The 15,162-nt window shown below is 58.5% G+C and carries 14 protein-coding genes, 1 tRNA gene and 1 pseudogene; 13 read left to right on the plus strand and 3 right to left on the minus strand.

The genetic code is table 11. The features are described 5' to 3' along the window. The first annotated feature begins 74 nt into the window (after window positions 1–74). A tRNA-Asp gene (locus tag ACR52_RS24110) sits at window positions 75–151 on the plus strand. Window positions 152–163: 12 nt separating this feature from the next. On the opposite strand, the gene ACR52_RS30595 is transcribed toward ACR52_RS24110, so the two are convergent. Next, window positions 164–355 (minus strand): hypothetical protein, encoded by a 192-nt coding sequence (locus ACR52_RS30595; protein WP_152687681.1) that lies wholly within the window; start codon window positions 353–355, stop codon window positions 164–166. A 30-nt stretch (window positions 356–385) separates the two neighbouring features. Here ACR52_RS30595 and ACR52_RS24115 point away from each other — a divergent pair, with 30 nt between their 5' ends. Further along, window positions 386–1,399, plus strand: coding sequence for a tyrosine-type recombinase/integrase (locus ACR52_RS24115; RefSeq protein ID WP_236692182.1), 1,014 nt, complete (start codon window positions 386–388; stop codon window positions 1,397–1,399). A 339-nt stretch (window positions 1,400–1,738) separates the two neighbouring features. On the opposite strand, the gene ACR52_RS24120 is transcribed toward ACR52_RS24115, so the two are convergent. Further along, window positions 1,739–3,082, minus strand: coding sequence for an outer membrane beta-barrel protein (locus ACR52_RS24120; RefSeq protein WP_048730248.1), 1,344 nt, complete (start codon window positions 3,080–3,082; stop codon window positions 1,739–1,741). 350 nt (window positions 3,083–3,432) lie between these two features. On the opposite strand from ACR52_RS24120, the gene ACR52_RS24125 reads away from it, so the two are divergent. From ACR52_RS24125 to ACR52_RS24170, 10 genes are all read left to right on the plus strand, one after another. Next, window positions 3,433–3,930, plus strand: coding sequence for a cupin domain-containing protein (locus tag ACR52_RS24125; protein WP_048730250.1), 498 nt, complete (start codon window positions 3,433–3,435; stop codon window positions 3,928–3,930). A gap of 47 nt (window positions 3,931–3,977) precedes the next feature. Continuing rightward, entirely contained in the window at window positions 3,978–5,000 is a 1,023-nt protein-coding gene (locus tag ACR52_RS24130) for a hydroxyquinol 1,2-dioxygenase (protein WP_048730252.1), read from the plus strand. Window positions 5,001–5,091: 91 nt separating this feature from the next. Further along, window positions 5,092–6,555, plus strand: coding sequence for an aldehyde dehydrogenase family protein (locus tag ACR52_RS24135; RefSeq protein WP_048730253.1), 1,464 nt, complete (start codon window positions 5,092–5,094; stop codon window positions 6,553–6,555). A gap of 9 nt (window positions 6,556–6,564) precedes the next feature. Next, window positions 6,565–7,632: a maleylacetate reductase gene (locus ACR52_RS24140; protein WP_048730254.1), complete on the plus strand. Its 1,068-nt coding sequence runs from the start codon at window positions 6,565–6,567 to the stop codon at window positions 7,630–7,632. A gap of 43 nt (window positions 7,633–7,675) precedes the next feature. Further along, on the plus strand, window positions 7,676–8,551 hold the full coding sequence (locus ACR52_RS24145) for a dioxygenase family protein (protein ID WP_048730256.1): 876 nt from the start codon (window positions 7,676–7,678) through the stop codon (window positions 8,549–8,551). Next, complete coding sequence (locus ACR52_RS24150) at window positions 8,548–8,859, plus strand: YciI family protein (RefSeq protein ID WP_048730257.1); 312 nt, start codon at window positions 8,548–8,550, stop codon at window positions 8,857–8,859. Before ACR52_RS24145 ends, ACR52_RS24150 begins: the two co-directional genes overlap by 4 nt. Window positions 8,860–8,862: 3 nt before the next feature. Beyond that, window positions 8,863–9,228 (plus strand): Rieske (2Fe-2S) protein, encoded by a 366-nt coding sequence (locus tag ACR52_RS24155; protein WP_048730260.1) that lies wholly within the window; start codon window positions 8,863–8,865, stop codon window positions 9,226–9,228. Window positions 9,229–9,243: 15 nt separating this feature from the next. After that, window positions 9,244–10,161 (plus strand): alpha/beta hydrolase, encoded by a 918-nt coding sequence (locus tag ACR52_RS24160; RefSeq protein ID WP_048730261.1) that lies wholly within the window; start codon window positions 9,244–9,246, stop codon window positions 10,159–10,161. Between the two features lie 54 nt (window positions 10,162–10,215). Beyond that, window positions 10,216–12,138: a flavin-containing monooxygenase gene (locus ACR52_RS24165; RefSeq protein ID WP_048730262.1), complete on the plus strand. Its 1,923-nt coding sequence runs from the start codon at window positions 10,216–10,218 to the stop codon at window positions 12,136–12,138. Window positions 12,139–12,245: 107 nt separating this feature from the next. Next, window positions 12,246–13,178: a LysR family transcriptional regulator gene (locus ACR52_RS24170; protein WP_048730263.1), complete on the plus strand. Its 933-nt coding sequence runs from the start codon at window positions 12,246–12,248 to the stop codon at window positions 13,176–13,178. A 55-nt stretch (window positions 13,179–13,233) separates the two neighbouring features. Here the strand turns inward: ACR52_RS24170 and ACR52_RS29755 are convergent. Then, window positions 13,234–14,096, minus strand: a pseudogene (locus tag ACR52_RS29755) (NAD(P)/FAD-dependent oxidoreductase); the annotation flags it as partial. A gap of 285 nt (window positions 14,097–14,381) precedes the next feature. Here ACR52_RS29755 and ACR52_RS24180 point away from each other — a divergent pair. Continuing rightward, window positions 14,382–15,146, plus strand: a complete 765-nt coding sequence (locus tag ACR52_RS24180; RefSeq protein WP_048730265.1) for a glucose 1-dehydrogenase — start codon at window positions 14,382–14,384, stop codon at window positions 15,144–15,146. Window positions 15,147–15,162: the final 16 nt, after the last annotated feature.

The raw sequence follows: 15,162 nt of genomic DNA on the forward strand, positions 1-15,162 counted from the left end.
GAGCATCTGCCTTACAAGCAGAGGGTCGGCGGTTCGATCCCGTCATCACCCACCATTCGCTTCAAGTGTTACGCGCAGCGGTAGTTCAGTCGGTTAGAATACCGGCCTGTCACGCCGGGGGTCGCGGGTTCGAGTCCCGTCCGCTGCGCCATATTTGCTTCCACTAAGGCCCACTGAGCGCCTGGAAGCCACCGAAATAGCGGCCTTGTGCCGCTTTTTTTGTTTTCTGAATTCCACTGGGATCCATCTCCAGCCACGGTTTTTTAAGTACGCCTTTAAGTACACCGCTGGCACAGCCTTTTACGATTTCCTGCGCATCAATTTTCGTATTGGTTCGTCTACCGCTCGGTTGCATTCCCCTCCTTAATCAAAAAGGAGGTGTCTGATGGCTCTGACAGATACAGCGATCAAGCAAGCCAAGCCCGCCAGAAATCCTCCCGTGCCGCTAACAACACATTTGAAGCGGTTTCTGATCGCGGATATTTCTCGTGGTGACGTGCTGGAGCTCATTAGGCGAATTGAGCGCAGAGGCGCGCTGGTCTCTGCTCGAAAGGTGCGCACCTGGCTCAACCAGATCTTTCGTTTTGCTATGGCGGAAGGGCTTATTGATGTGAACCCAGCAGCAGACCTTGATATCGTTGCCGAGACGCCGCGGCCAGTCCGCCATAATCCCTTCCTCCAAGTAAATGAACTTCCAGGATTGCTCAGGACCGTCACCCACTATGAGTGTGCAGAAAAGACACGGCTTGGTATTCGTCTATTGCTGCTGACGGGCGTGCGTACAGGAGAGCTACGGGCGGCGACGCCAGACCAATTCGACTTCGACAAGGGGATCTGGCTGGTGCCGCCGGAGGGTGTGAAGCAGCTCCGGAGTCGTGTGCGAACACAGGGGAATGATATTCCACCTTATGTGATTCCGCTTTCTACTCAAGCAATCGCAATTGTGCAGCGGCTGATGCAGTTAAGGACGCGCGGTGCACGGTATCTGCTGGTTCACCGATACGAACCGCAGGAAATGATCAGTGAAAATACCCTTAACACCGCGATTAGCCGGATGGGTTACAAAGGGCGGCTCACCGGTCATGGCATCAGGGCCACTATCTCAACGGCGCTCAACGAGGTTGGCTTTGTAGAAGAATGGATTGAGGCGCAGCTTTCCCACGCTGATGCCAACCAAATTCGGGCTGCGTACAATCATGCAGAATACGTCGAGCCGAGACGTAGGATGATGCAATATTGGGCGGATTTTTTAGATGCACTAGAGGTCGGCGTTCCGCCGCCTACCCCCGAAGCATACATGCCGCAGATCGGCCGAGGTCCGGCGGGTTTTCTGGGCTCGCAGCTGGAGTATGGTAATAACAGCATGGGTGCTAGAGGACTAACGGCCGAATCACTTTGAATTTTCGGCATCACCGATCATGTCGATCTAGGTTTTGTACGAAAAGTATCGCCGCATACAGCGTATGCTGCAGGCAAGGGTCGCTAATCCGCCTCATCTATTCAGCTGAACATCTCGTTGATTTCCGTATCAGCACGGCCCAAGGATTTCATCGAGATGTTGCCTGCTTCGTTTTCACCAACGTGCCAGAGCGTAAATTTCGGAAGGTTGAGCCAGGCCGGACGCTGTGCCGCGACTGGAAACGCCGCGCGTCGATGTGGCAGAACATAGTGCGGGGCTGAGGTGTGAAGCTCTACCCTAATTCGATCGCCCATCGCTGACTGTACAGCTTAACAATGGTCAGAAATAATAGAGCACCTGCACCGTCGCAGTAGCCTGCTTGCGGTCTCTGCCATTGCCAAAAGGGTTGTCATCATCGCTGCCGGTAAACCAGTCATATCGTATCTCAGGGCGTAACGATAGATTACGCATTGCTTCGTAGCGAAAGCCCAGGGTTAGCGCGTTGAATGCACCGTGGGCTGTAGACACCGGGAACAGTGCGAAGCCGTCGGGGTCCGCGAAGTGTTCTGCCCTCGCCGAGAAGATAAGGTCCTTGCGATATTGATAACTCAGGGAACTGTTCACACCCCACCAGTGAGCGCCTGAGAACCGTGGGCCTGTCACGATGTCGACAGTATCAACTTTGCCGTCGCCACTTTGGCGTCCATACACCGCCTCGGCGCCGATTGACCAATGTTGGTCAAGCGCGAACCAGCCATTCAATGAGTGTTGTTGCTTGAGTTGACCATTGGATGAAATCAAACGCGAAGTCGGTGCTTGAATGTCATCGAAGGATTTATTCTGCTCGTCACCCATTAGAAATTCATAATCGATCCAGCCTTGCATGTCGGCCCTGCGCCAACGTATTGCGCCTAGCACCGATTTGCTGTCGTTATTGTCCCTCAGGTTATTCCAGCCCTGCACAATGCCTAACTCGCCACCAAGCAGACTCGATTCGGTACTGATTAGCCTCGTACCTAGCACGACACCGCTGACGGTCGCTGGCTCGGTTACAAATGCATAGGTTTTGGTAGCAAAAGCGTTGCGCGCAATGCGGATGTTCGGCGGAATCTCGTAGCCTACGCCCGGTCCGAAGATCCCGGCCATGACGCTGATCCCAGTGCCAATAGGCAGATAGGCCGTGCCAAACAAGTCAGGAAACGCGTAGAAGTTTTGCCGGTTTCGCTGAGCTTTGGCCGAGTCTGATGCGCCCGGCTCATTCACCCCCCAGTGCTCATCCCAGCCTGTGGTTCGCGCAAATTGACCGTCGCGACCGTAGAGCAACCCGAACGTGAAACCGAATGACGCCTCGGTAGGCTGCGGTCCCGGTAGTGGCGTAGCGCGCGGAACGTAGCTGGTATTAAGAGGCTTTTCTATAAACAGGTTAAAAAAGGACAATTGAAACTTTTCGTCGGCGTATCCCGCCACGGGCAAGTTGGTCAGGCCGCCGTGGCGCTCACTACGAGTCGATGTATTGTTGCGTGAATAGCCCGCATCAACGACGCCATAAATTCGGATGCCCGTATCTCTTTCCAATTCGGGTATCAGCCAGTTCGCCAGGTCACCTTCTCCCTGCTGGGAGGGAGGCGCCGCGCATAGGGAGCACGAAAATACTGCGCACAGAGATGCGATAGGGATACGCATAGAGTATTTACCTTATTGTTATTTTTATTGTTTGCGGTCCAGTGGGTATTACGTGCACTACCCGGAGGTCGTCTAAAAGGCAGGAGGCTTAGTCTTAGCCTGGCCCTGTTGTTTTTAGGCGACTGCCCAGACGGTAAATTCACGGCCCTCGCACGGCAAGAGCAATCTTGGCGAATAGATAATTCGCTGAAAACGAACAACTCAAGCTACTTCGGCGCTTGAGCGTTCGGTGATGTCGGACTGTTGTTCGCGTTTCGCGAACAGTCATTTCGCCCATAATGGCCTTGTTAGGGCAGGGGTGGCCCCTTAACGTTGAGCCAATCAAACACAAAAATAACAGGGCTAAGACGATGAGTACTCAACCTGCATTCAAAACAGTTTTCGGCTCGCTGGCGCACTTTTCAAAAGGCTCGATCGAGCTGGTGACCGGTAAAAAAAGCCACTATGCCTTCTCCAATATCTTTGAAGTCGCCGGGCAATCGGCACCCTACGAGAAAGTCGTCGTGGGTCTAAATCTCGGCTATGTGATCGAAACGCTGCGCGCTGAAGGCACTTCTCCCTGGTTCACCTGTGCCCACGACGAGTTCGTCATCTCTGTCGACGGCAGCGTTCGCGTCGACTTCCTCAAGCTCGACGCCGCACCGGCGCAAGGCGAGGGCACCCAGTTTGCTGGCGAACTGCCAAAAGGTCGGCCAATGGGCTACGTGCTGCTCAAGCATGGTCACCAGGCACTACTGCCTGCCGGCTGCGCTTATCGCTTTGAAGCCAGCGCCCCCTGCGTGCTGCTGCTGCAAACCGTGCAGGGCGCCCTCAGTGTCGAGAAGTGGGCTGACATCTGCCTGAAATGATCCGTGTTCTGACCTCGACATCACTCTAAAAATAACAGGAGCCAATCATGGCTATGCTCGAAGCAGTTGAAACCGAGAACACACTGTCGTTTGACAACCTGGTGGACGCCAGTGCCGCCCACCCCGTCACCGGCTACAAGTCTTATACGCTGGGTGCCTTCAAACTCTCCCGCGACGAATACTTCGCGCGTATCGAATGGCCGGCCAAGGGTGAGCGCCGCTCGCACCTGATCCCGGCAGACGCTTTCCTGCGCGCCGTCATGCGTGACGTTGCATGGGGCTTTTTCTACGGCTGGGTCAACTTCGACCACGTCTTTGGTACTCGCAACCTGTACGGCAAGGTCGACATGTACGCGGGCACCTTCAATGGTGTCTTAAAAGCCGCCGGTGTCGACTACACCGAGCAGTTCGAAACGCCGCAGATCATGGCCACCTTCAAGGCGATCCTGCGCGACTGGACCAACGCCGGCTTTGACCCGTTTGCCGCACCTTCGGAAACAGGTACGGCATTTGGCCGCAAGCACGGCGATAACATCGAGGCAATTGAGCGTTTCCGCGTTGCCACCCGCCGCATGCCTGGCCTGGAAGGGGATTCGCCACTGCGCGACGACCTGCCGGTCAACCGCCATTTTGCCGATGTTGCCCAGGACGAGCCCGAGGTGCATGCCGCCGAGGGTTTTGAAGGTCAGCTGCACGCTTTCAGCCTGTTCAAGTACTTGTCGCGCTCCGACGTCAGTTGGAACCCTTCGGTGACCTCTGTGTGCCGCACCAGTCTGTTCTGCCCGACCACCGAAGAGTTCGTCCTGCCGATTGTCCATGGCAATGACCGGATCGAGTGGTTCCTGCAGCTCAGCGACGAGATCGTCTGGGATATCGGCGACAAAGATGATGGCAATCCCCGTGCACGGATCACCATGCGCGCCGGCGATATCTGCGCGATGCCCGCCGACATCCGCCACCAAGGTTACTCGACCAAACGCTCGATGCTGCTGGTCTGGGAAAACGCTACACCCAACCTGCCCCAGCGTTACGAAAGCGGCGAACTCAAGCCATACCCCGTCGAGTTTTGATTATCGCAGCCCAGCGATTCAGGCTGGGCCCGCGTCCTTATACCAGTGCATTTCACAGTGCCTATCCAGGCGCTGCAGGGAGTCTTTGCTCATGCAAAACCAATTGTTCATTGATGGCCAGTTCGTCCCCGCCCTTGAAGGCGGCGAGATCGATGTCGTCAACCCTGCCAACGGCGAGCTGATCACGCGCATAGCCGCGGCGCAGGCCGAGGACGTCGATCTCGCAGTGGCCGCGGCCAAGCGCGCATTCCCAGGCTGGGCGGCCACACCGGGCGCTGAGCGGGGGCGGTTGCTGATGAAGCTGGCCGATCGTATTGAGGCCTGCGGCGATGAACTGGCGCGCCTGGAGTCGCTGGATACGGGCCATCCCCTTCGTGATTCACGGATCCTTGACGTACCGCGTACGGCCGCCTGTTTCCGCTATTTTGGTGGTATCGCCGACAAAATAGAGGGCAAGGTGATTCCGGTCGACGCAGGCTTTCTCAACTACGTGCAGCGCAAGCCAATCGGCGTTGTGGGTCAGATCGTGCCGTGGAATTTTCCGCTGATGTTCACTAGCTGGAAGATGGGCCCGGCGCTAGCCGCGGGTAATACCGTGGTACTCAAACCGTCAGAGCTGACGCCGCTGTCGACGCTGCGTATCGCTGAATTGATGAAAGAAGTGGGCTTCCCGGACGGCGTAGTTAACATCGTCCCAGGCTACGGTCATACCGCAGGGCAACGCCTGGCCGAACACCCTGATGTCGGTAAAATCGCTTTCACCGGTTCTACCGCCACTGGGCGGCGTATCGTCGAAGCCTCCCAGGGCAACCTCAAACGCGTGCAGCTGGAGCTGGGCGGTAAGGGGGCCAACATCGTTTTCGAAGACGCCAACCTCGACGCCGCCGTCAACGGCGCCGCCTGGGCGATCTTCCACAATCAGGGCCAGGCCTGCATCGCCGGCTCGCGGTTGCTGCTGCAAGACAGCATCGCCGATGAGTTTCTCGAGCGATTCATCACTCTGGCCCGTTCGATTCGCCTCGGCGATCCCCAGGACACGAATACCGAAATGGGTCCACTGACCTCGGCGTTGCACCGCGACCGGGTGCTGTCGTTCGTCGACATCGCGCGCCAGCAGGGCGGCCGCGTCCTTACCGGTGGCAAGGCGCCGAGCGATCCTGCGCTGGTCTCGGGGTTTTATGTCGAGCCGACCATCGTTGAAGCCAAACCCGGTGATCGTGTCGCCCAGGAAGAGGTGTTCGGCCCGTTCGTGACGGTGCTGCGCTTTTCCACTGAAGAAGAGGCGCTGGAGATTGCCAACGGCACTGACTACGGCTTGGGCAGTGGTCTGTGGACCCGCGACCTGCAGCGCGCCCATCGGGTGGCGGAAAAGATCAACGTCGGCATGTGCTGGATCAACTGCTACAAGCGTGTCAGCCCCGGCAGCCCGTTCGGCGGTCTGGGTCAATCCGGTTACGGCCGGGAGATGGGTTTCGACGCCATCCACGACTACACCGAAGCTCGCTCGGTATGGGTCAACGTCGACGCCAAGATCCTTCCCCACTACCCGCGCTGAGGTGACCCCATGAACGCATTCATCTATCAAGGCACGCCGACCCGAGTGATTTTCGGTGCCGGCAAACTGGCCAGCCTCAGCGACGAAATCCAGCGGCTGGACGCGCGTCGCGCGCTGATCCTGACTACCCCGGAGCAACAGGAACTGGGCGAACAGGTCGCGCGGTTACTGGGTGATCGCAGCGCCGGCGTCTACCCCCACGCGGTGATGCACGTGCCACTGGAAACCGCGCAAGCGGCTCGCGAGGAGGCCGTGCGCCGCGAAGCGGATTGCTGCGTGGCCGTCGGTGGTGGTTCGACCATCGGCCTGGGTAAAGCCATCGCCATGGACAGCGGCTTGCCGATCCTGGCGGTGCCGACCACGTACGCCGGATCGGAGATGACCCCGATCTACGGCTTGACCGAAAACCGTTTGAAGAAAACCGGTCGCGATCCACGGGTCCTGCCTAAGACCGTGATCTATGACCCGGAGCTGACGCTGACCCTGCCGGTGGGTATGTCGGCCTGCTCGGGTATGAACGCCATGGCCCATGCGATCGAAGCCCTGTACGCCGAAGACGCCAACCCGGTGATCTCGTTGATGGCCGAAGAGTCGATCCGGGCGTTGGCGCAGGCACTGCCGAAAATCGTTGACGACCCGCAAAACGTCGAGGCTCGTGGTCAGGCGCTGCAAGGCGCATGGCTGGCAGGCATCTGTCTGGGTTCAGTGGGTATGGCGATCCACCACAAGCTGTGTCACACCCTCGGAGGGACCTTCAACCTGCCGCACGCCCAGGCCCACGCCATCGTCCTGCCCCACGCGGCGCACTACAACCGCCACGCGGCGGCCGAACCGTTGCGCCGCGCTGCACGAGCATTGGGGGGCGAGCAAGCCGATGAAGTCGGGCCGCTGCTCTACGAATTGAACCGCCGCCTTGGCATTCCCCTGGCGTTGGCCGAGTTCGGCTTTCCCGAGCACGGTCCGGCCGAAGCAGCGAGCATTGCCTGTGCCAGTCCGTACTACAACCCGCGACCGTTCGAACAGGATGCCATTGAGGCACTGCTGACCCGGGCGCTGAAGGGGCATGCACCGGCCTGAAGGTGTTGCTGCTGTCCGTCGATTGCCACACGAGAATAACAATATGAATAACCTCGACTTGTCTTCCGAGCGCGAGATTACCGCCCGCGCCATCAACAGCTTTGCGCACACACACGATGCACGCCTTCGCTTTTTGCTGCAGACACTGGTGGGGCATCTTCACCAATTTGCCAGCGAAGTCGAACTCAGCGAGGCCGAGTGGTTGCAGGCGATCCAGTTCCTCACGGCCACCGGGCAGAAGTGTGACGACGTGGTGCGTCAGGAATTCATCCTGCTTTCGGATGTGCTGGGACTGTCCATGCTGGTCGATGCCATCGAGCACCGCAGTGGGGTCGAGGCGACGCAGAGCACAGTGTTTGGACCGTTCTACATCGCTGGCATGCCCGAACGGAAATACGCCGAAAACATGGCGTTGATTCCCGGCAGTGCCTCGTTGATCACCGGTTATGTGCGCGACGCCGCTGGCAACCCTTTGCCGGGAGCCATCCTGGATGTCTGGCAGACCGCCGAAAACGGGCAGTACTCGGGTCAGGACGTCGCGCAGCCGCACGGCAACCTGCGCGGTCGTTACCGCACGGATGAACAGGGCCGCTATGCGATTCGCAGTGTGGTGCCGGTGAGTTATCCGATCCCCACCGACGGCCCGGTTGGCGATCTGCTGCAGGCCAGCGGCCGCCATCCGTGGCGCCCGGCGCACTTGCATTTCATGCTCGATGCGCCGGGTCATCGACGCCTGGTGACCCATCTGTTCAATGACGACGATCCCTATATTGATTCTGACGCAGTCTTTGGGGTCAAGGATTCGCTGCGCGTCGTGTACGAACCGCGGTTCGCCAGCGACCCCTTGGCCGAGCAATTCGATATCGGCACGGACTTCCACATCGCGACGTTCGACTTCGTCCTGGAGGCCACGGCATGAACCAGTTCTTTGCCATCTTCGCCACCGACAAGCCGGACCACGAGCCATTGCGCAGGGAGATTCGCCCCAGGCATCGCGAATACCTGCGTGAGCCCCACCCCCATCGCGTGGTGGTGCGCCTTGGCGGGCCAACGTTGAGCAACTGCGAAGGCGTCATGAATGGCACCCTGCTGGTGGTGGAGGCCGTCAGCTTGAGCGAGGCCGAAGCTTTTTTTGCCGACGATCCCTATGCCCAGGCCGGACTGTTCGAGCGCGTCGAGATACGGCCCTGGAGCTGGGGACTGGGTAACCCCCAGATGGGAGCATGAGCCGTGGCGAATATTAGGCTGTGCGCCCTCGATCAGGTACCCGATGGCGGAGCACTCGGGCTCGAAGCGACTCTGCAAGGGCAAACCACTGCCTTGATTGCGGTACGGCGGGGCGCACAGGTGTGGGTCTACCGCAACCGCTGCCCGCATTTTTCCATCCCCTTGGACTATCAACCGGGGTCGTTCAGCACCTACCAGACGCGACTGCTGATGTGCGCGCACCACGGGGCGATGTTTCGTTTCGAAGATGGCCACTGCATCGATGGCCCGTGCGAAGGCGCGCATCTGGACAGCGTCCCGGTGTACCAGCAGGACGGCTTGCTGTGGTTGGCCGGGGTTCAGAACGCGCCCACGAATGTGCACCCATGACAGGAGAGCAACGCTATGACGCTTGATGTCGAGTCTGCCCGATTGCTTGAGCAATTGGCCGAGAGCGGCCTGAAACCGTTTCATTTGATGAACCCCTACGAGGCTCGAGAAGTCATGGCGAGTCTGCGCCCGGAGGCCGTGGGGCCGACCATGCACAGCGTCGAGGAGGTGCAATTGGATGGGGCGCGCCTGCGTGTATTGAAGCCCAGCGCCTCGGTACGCGGCGCCATCCTCTACCTGCATGGCGGGGGCTGGGTCATGGGTGGGCTCGACGACTTCGACCATTTCGCTCGTCAGTTGGCGCACCGTACCGACTGCACCGTGGTCCTGGTCGATTACCGGCTGGCCCCAGAGTTTCCTTTTCCGACCGCCCTGGATGACGTCGAGCGCGCCGCACAATGGCTAGTGGTTCATCGCGAGCAACTCGCCGGCTCGGCCAACGGCACACTGATCGTCGCGGGCGACAGTGCTGGCGGCAACCTGGCGGCCGTGTTCGCCCAGCGTGCTGCCCAGCGAGGCCAGTTGCACTGGGCCTTGCAGGTGTTGATCTATCCGGCGACCCAGGCTGATCTCGATGGGCCAGGTTATCTCGACCCGCAACGGCAACTGCTGCTGACCCGTGAGGACATGCGTTGGTTCTGGGATCACTACCTGCCGAATGCCAACGAGCGCCAGCAGGTTTCGGCGTCACCGCTGGCGGCAAAGGACCTGCGTGGCGTGCCACCGGCGGTGGTGCTGACCGCGGAGTTCGATGTGCTGCGTGACGAAGGTCAGGCATACGCCGACCGTCTGGTTCAAGCCGGCATCACCGTGCTCGAGCGCTGTTTCAGCGGGCAGATGCACGGCTTCGTGACCATGCCGTTCCTGAGTGCAAGTACCGAAGCGCTGGATTGGCTGAGTGACCAGATCGAACCCTGGTTGCAGACCGTTTAAGCCTTGTACGACCGATCGTCAATACCCCCGACAACAAGAATAAGAGGTTTACCCATGAGCACCTATAACACCACTGTGGCTTCCCTTGAGTGTGATGATGAAACCCTGCGTGGGCACCTGCAGGGGGCCGATATTCCGACCTTGCTGATGACCGTCGCGCACCTGACTGGCGAACTCGATGTGCTCAAGCCGGACTGGAAGCCTGTCGTTGCCATGGGCGTGGCGGGAAGCGGGATGAGCGCCGAGGTCGAAGCCGAGGTGCGAGAATTCTGCTTGCACAGACTATCGGCCTTTCGTGACAGTCGGCTGCCCGTGCCAGCGCGGCCGACTAGCGACCAACTGCACGCGATCGGGACCTGGCTGATGGGTCCTGACATCGAGCCCTATCTGCCCCTGATCGCCGAGGAACTGGTGACGGCCGAAGAAGACCCTCGCGCCCCTCGCTGGCATAAAGAGCATGTGGCCGCCGGTCGTGACTTCAAGGTGGTGATCATCGGCGCGGGCGAGAGCGGCATGATCGCGGCGTTGCGCTTTAAGCAGGCCGGTGTGCCCTTTGTCGTCTATGAGAAAGGCGCCGATGTCGGCGGTACCTGGCGCGAAAATACCTACCCGGGTTGCCGCATCGACATCAACAGTTTCTTCTACAGCTTCTCCTTTGCTCGCAGTACCTGGGACGACTGTTTTGCCCCTGGCCCACAAGTCTTCAGCTACATGCAGGCAGTGGCGCGGGAGAAAGGTCTGTACGAGCATATCCAGTTCAATACCGAAGTCACCGACGCCCATTGGGACGAAGACAGCCAGCGCTGGCAACTGCTCTGCCGTGACAATGCCGGGCAAACCCGGGTCGACAGCAACGTGGTGGTGTTCGCCGTTGGGCAACTTAATCGGCCGATGATCCCGGCCATTCCTGGCAAAGAGACGTTCCAAGGTACGGCATTCCACTCGGCACAGTGGGACCACAATGTCGACTGGAGTGGCAAGCGCGTCGCCGTGATAGGCACGGGCGCGAGTGCTGCTCAGTTCATCCCGCAATTGGCCAAGACCGCCGCCGATCTCAAGGTCTTTGCGCGCACCACGAACTGGCTACTACCCACGCCCGACCTGCATGAGAAAATCTCCGACAGTTGCAAATGGCTGCTCGCCAATCTGCCCAACTACAGCCTGTGGTACCGGGCGGCCATGGTCATGCCGCAGAGCGTTGGCTTTCTTGAGGATGTCGTGGTCGATGTCAATTACCCACCGACAGAGGTCGCTGTATCGGCGCGCAACGATCAGTTGCGCCGGGACATCAGTGCCTGGATGGAGCCCCAGTTTGCTGACCGGCCGGACCTGCGCGATGTGCTGATTCCGGATTCTCCTGTCGGCGGCAAGCGCATCATCCGTGACAACGGCACCTGGATCTCGACGCTGAAGCGCGACAACGTCAGCATGATTCGCCAGCCTATCGATGCGATCACGCCCAACGGCATCTGCTGTGTCGACGGAACTGAACACGAGTTCGATCTGATCGTCTATGGCACCGGCTTTCATGCCTCCAAGTTTCTTATGCCGATCAACATCACCGGGCGCGACGGCCTGGCGTTGCACGAGGTCTGGAAGGATGACGACGCTCGCGCCTACATGGGTATGACCGTGCCGGGCTTCCCCAACATGTTCTGCATGTACGGCCCCAACACTGGGCTGGTGGTGTACAGCACCATCATCCAGTTCTCCGAGTTCACCGCGACTTACATCGTCGATGCCGTGCGGTTGTTGCTCGAAGGAGGGCACCAAAGCATGGAGATCAAGCCGCAGGTGTTTGAGAGCTACAACCAGCGGGTTGATCAGGCCAATGGCTTGCGTGCCTGGGGCTTCTCCAGGGTCAACAGCTGGTACAAGAACAGCAAAGGGCGGGTTACCCAAAACTTCCCGTTCAACGCAGTCGAGTTCTGGCGCCGGACTCACGAGGTAGAAGTAACCGATTACCGCCTTTCCTGATTGCCTCGCTGGTGGGATGCCAGGCACAGCCGTACTATGCAACGGCAGGCTGTGCCTGAGTCATCCAATATGTGCGCCAGCCAATAACTACAAGAAGAGGGGAGGTCATGGATCGTCTACTCATTATGGAAGCATTCGTGCGTGTGGCCCAGACCGGCAGTTTCGCCAAGGCAGCAGAGCAGTTGGGCGTGACCCGTTCAGTGATTACCCATCGTGTACAGCAGCTTGAGACGTTCATCAATTCGCCGCTTTTTCATCGCAGCACCCGCCACGTCCGCCTCTCGGATATCGGTGAAGCCTATTTTCAGGAATGCGCTGACATGGTTGCCGGGTTTCACGGCCTGACCGAAAAAATGCGCAATCAACGTTCCAATCTTACGGGTCAGTTGCGCGTCCAGGTGCTGCAAGGATTCGCCATCGATCACTTGGGCCCGATGCTGGCGGAGTTTACTGCCATGTATCCCGAGATCGAGTTCGATGTGGTGGTCAACGACCGGGTGGTCGATCCAATCGAAGAGGGGTTCGACATTGCCTTCCAGATGTTCCCGCCGCTGGCCGAGCGTCTGGTGGTGCGCAAGCTGTTCAACGTGCATCGGCTGTTCTGTGCGTCTCCCGCGTATTTGCGCGAGCATGATGCTCCCGAGCATCCCCAACAACTCAAGAATCACCGCATCGCCCTTTACGGAGGCTACCCGTCACGTAATCGTTGGCAGTTCACTTGGGGAGAGGAGTGTATCGATCTGACTTTGCATGGTCAGGTGCGCTCCAGTTCCGTCCATCTGTTGCGTGATTACGCCCTGAGCGGGGCTGGCATCACCTGCTTGCCGACCCTCATTGCCAGCAACGAGCTACTCACCGGGAGACTGGTGCCGATTCTTCTCAACTATCGCTTGTCATCCTTCGATTTTGCTGCCGTGTATCCCGAAACCCAACGTCGGGCCCTCAAGGTGCGGACCTTAATTGACTTTCTGATCGCGCGCATCGGCGATGCGCCGGAGTGGGACCAGGCATTACTGGATCGCGGGATTTTGAGGCACTGAAAGCGCAGGTATATCTATACGTAAGAGGTGTGCCGCCCTTGATTTGAGCAGCAAAGCTTTTGACCAGAAGCGAGGCTTGTTGGTGTGCCGACTGTACTCGCGGTGGAACATTGCCCAGTCCTTCTCCCAGCGAGCATGCTGCACAGTCAGCTATTGCGTAGATGCGCTCATCAAAGGTTGTCTGGAGCGTGGGTCGAACCACTAGCTGATTGATCCGATTCGTTTCCAGACCACCCAGATCTTTGAGGAACTCTGGCGCGCAGATGCCGGCAGCCCATACTTTTAGCGTGGCAGGGATGAGGGTGCCGTCGTGGGTCTGAACCCTTCTGCAGTCACCTCTTTGACAGCGGAGCTTGTGAGAACGTCGACATTGAGCTTGGCAAGTGCCTTCTGCCCCCACGATCCCGACCGTGATTTTTTGGTTCGCGCCGGTGTAGGCGTTCGCATGCGCTCCCAGGTAATGATTGAGCAATTGGCGATGAAAGCGCTCCGCCTGTTCGGTAGTGTCGAGAAAAAGACAGTGCTCTTGCGCACCTTGTGTACCGAAATCGTTGGTTTTGCTGCCTATCGCGATGACCGGGTATTAGAAAGACAAGCTTCGCTGCGCGATGACAACTTCTGAGCTGTCGTTGAGCAAAGGTGCCAGGTGAATCAGCGGTTGTTCCCGGTCGATTGCACACAGCCGACCCACTTGAATTCGAAATCGTTCCACTTTGCCTGGGCCACATAATTGACCTCATTTTCCGAGGTGCTCATGGAACCTGCGGCGACCTCATGCAGCAGTGGCTTCCAGATGTGCGTCGCATTGGCATCAACCAGCGTGATCCGTGCTTTGCCCTTGCGTCCCAGACGTTGCCCCAACCCCGTAGCGAGTTCGAGGCCGCCGGCCCCTCCCACAACAACAATGTTGACTGGCATGCCTTCAATCTCCTGCCTAAAGAAAAACCAGTGACGACAACAGCGGAGCCAGGCTCGACACCATTGCGGGCGAGAAAAATTTATCGGTACACGCATGCACATGCGGCCAGACACGGGCAGATTCAGGCTGCACAGTATGTTTCGTATTATGGTACAGATGACTGCATTGTGATACAAGCGTCTTTCGGCACTTAGCCCGTGACTCCGAAATGGGCACCGGGAATCCCTGAGGATGTGAAGAGCGCATCTCAACTGAATCGCTAACCAATGAGAGGTTGAACGAACATGAACGATGAGCTGCTTGATTTTACCGGTCAGGTCGTCTTGATCACCGGTGGGAGTACTGGTATCGGTCGTGCGACAGCATTGGCGTTCGCCAGACGGGGCGCGAAAGTGGTTGTTGGCGATGTCAGCGAGGAAGGTCAAACGACTATTGAGTTGATCAAGGCCGCTGGCGGTGACGGGTTGTACATCAAGACCAACGTCGCCGATGCCGCTCAAGTCCGAGCTCTGGTGGATACCACAGTGAAGACCTTTGGCGGTTTGCACTGCGCGTTCAATAACGCCGGGATCTTGCCGCCGACATTGCCCTTGGCGGAACAGGATGAGGAAATGTACGACCGCGTGATGGCGGTGGACGTCAAGGGCGTGTTCTTGTGCCTGAAATATCAGATCGGGCATATGTTGAAGGCGGGCGGCGGCGTCATCGTCAATACCGCATCAGTCGCTGGCGTTATTGCCGATCCTGGAATGGCGCCTTATGTCGCGGCGAAACACGCCGTTATCGGTCTGACCAAAGCTGCAGCGGTTGACTACGCCAAGTCAGGGATCCGGGTCAACGCACTGGCTCCCGGCTTGGTCGAGACACCCATGACCCAACGTTGGTTAGCTGACCCTGATATGCGCGACGTGGTGTTATCCGGTCCGCTGATGGGACGTCCTGGCAAACCGGAAGAACTGGCGAACACCGTTCTTTACTTGTGCTCTCCGATGGCCTCCTTTGCCACAGGCCAGGTATTCATCATCGATGGCGGTCAGACCAGTCACTGATAGATCACCACTTGCT

The organism is Pseudomonas fildesensis (genome assembly GCF_001050345.1).
Taxonomy (GTDB): Bacteria; Pseudomonadota; Gammaproteobacteria; order Pseudomonadales; family Pseudomonadaceae; genus Aquipseudomonas; species Aquipseudomonas fildesensis.

What these genes read in the sequence shown, in the direction of transcription:
- ACR52_RS24150 (WP_048730257.1), top strand. Translation starts at nt 8,548, where the DNA reads ATGAACCAGTTCTTTGCCATCTTCGCCACCGACAAGCCGGACCACGAG.
- ACR52_RS24170 (WP_048730263.1), top strand. Translation starts at nt 12,246, where the DNA reads ATGGATCGTCTACTCATTATGGAAGCATTCGTGCGTGTGGCCCAGACC.
- ACR52_RS24180 (WP_048730265.1), top strand. Translation starts at nt 14,382, where the DNA reads ATGAACGATGAGCTGCTTGATTTTACCGGTCAGGTCGTCTTGATCACC.
- ACR52_RS24135 (WP_048730253.1), top strand. Translation starts at nt 5,092, where the DNA reads ATGCAAAACCAATTGTTCATTGATGGCCAGTTCGTCCCCGCCCTTGAA.
- ACR52_RS24125 (WP_048730250.1), top strand. Translation starts at nt 3,433, where the DNA reads ATGAGTACTCAACCTGCATTCAAAACAGTTTTCGGCTCGCTGGCGCAC.
- ACR52_RS24140 (WP_048730254.1), top strand. Translation starts at nt 6,565, where the DNA reads ATGAACGCATTCATCTATCAAGGCACGCCGACCCGAGTGATTTTCGGT.
- ACR52_RS24115 (WP_236692182.1), top strand. Translation starts at nt 386, where the DNA reads ATGGCTCTGACAGATACAGCGATCAAGCAAGCCAAGCCCGCCAGAAAT.
- ACR52_RS24120 (WP_048730248.1), bottom strand. Translation starts at nt 3,082, where the DNA reads ATGCGTATCCCTATCGCATCTCTGTGCGCAGTATTTTCGTGCTCCCTA.
- ACR52_RS24165 (WP_048730262.1), top strand. Translation starts at nt 10,216, where the DNA reads ATGAGCACCTATAACACCACTGTGGCTTCCCTTGAGTGTGATGATGAA.
- ACR52_RS30595 (WP_152687681.1), bottom strand. Translation starts at nt 355, where the DNA reads ATGCAACCGAGCGGTAGACGAACCAATACGAAAATTGATGCGCAGGAA.
- ACR52_RS24145 (WP_048730256.1), top strand. Translation starts at nt 7,676, where the DNA reads ATGAATAACCTCGACTTGTCTTCCGAGCGCGAGATTACCGCCCGCGCC.
- ACR52_RS24130 (WP_048730252.1), top strand. Translation starts at nt 3,978, where the DNA reads ATGGCTATGCTCGAAGCAGTTGAAACCGAGAACACACTGTCGTTTGAC.
- ACR52_RS24160 (WP_048730261.1), top strand. Translation starts at nt 9,244, where the DNA reads ATGACGCTTGATGTCGAGTCTGCCCGATTGCTTGAGCAATTGGCCGAG.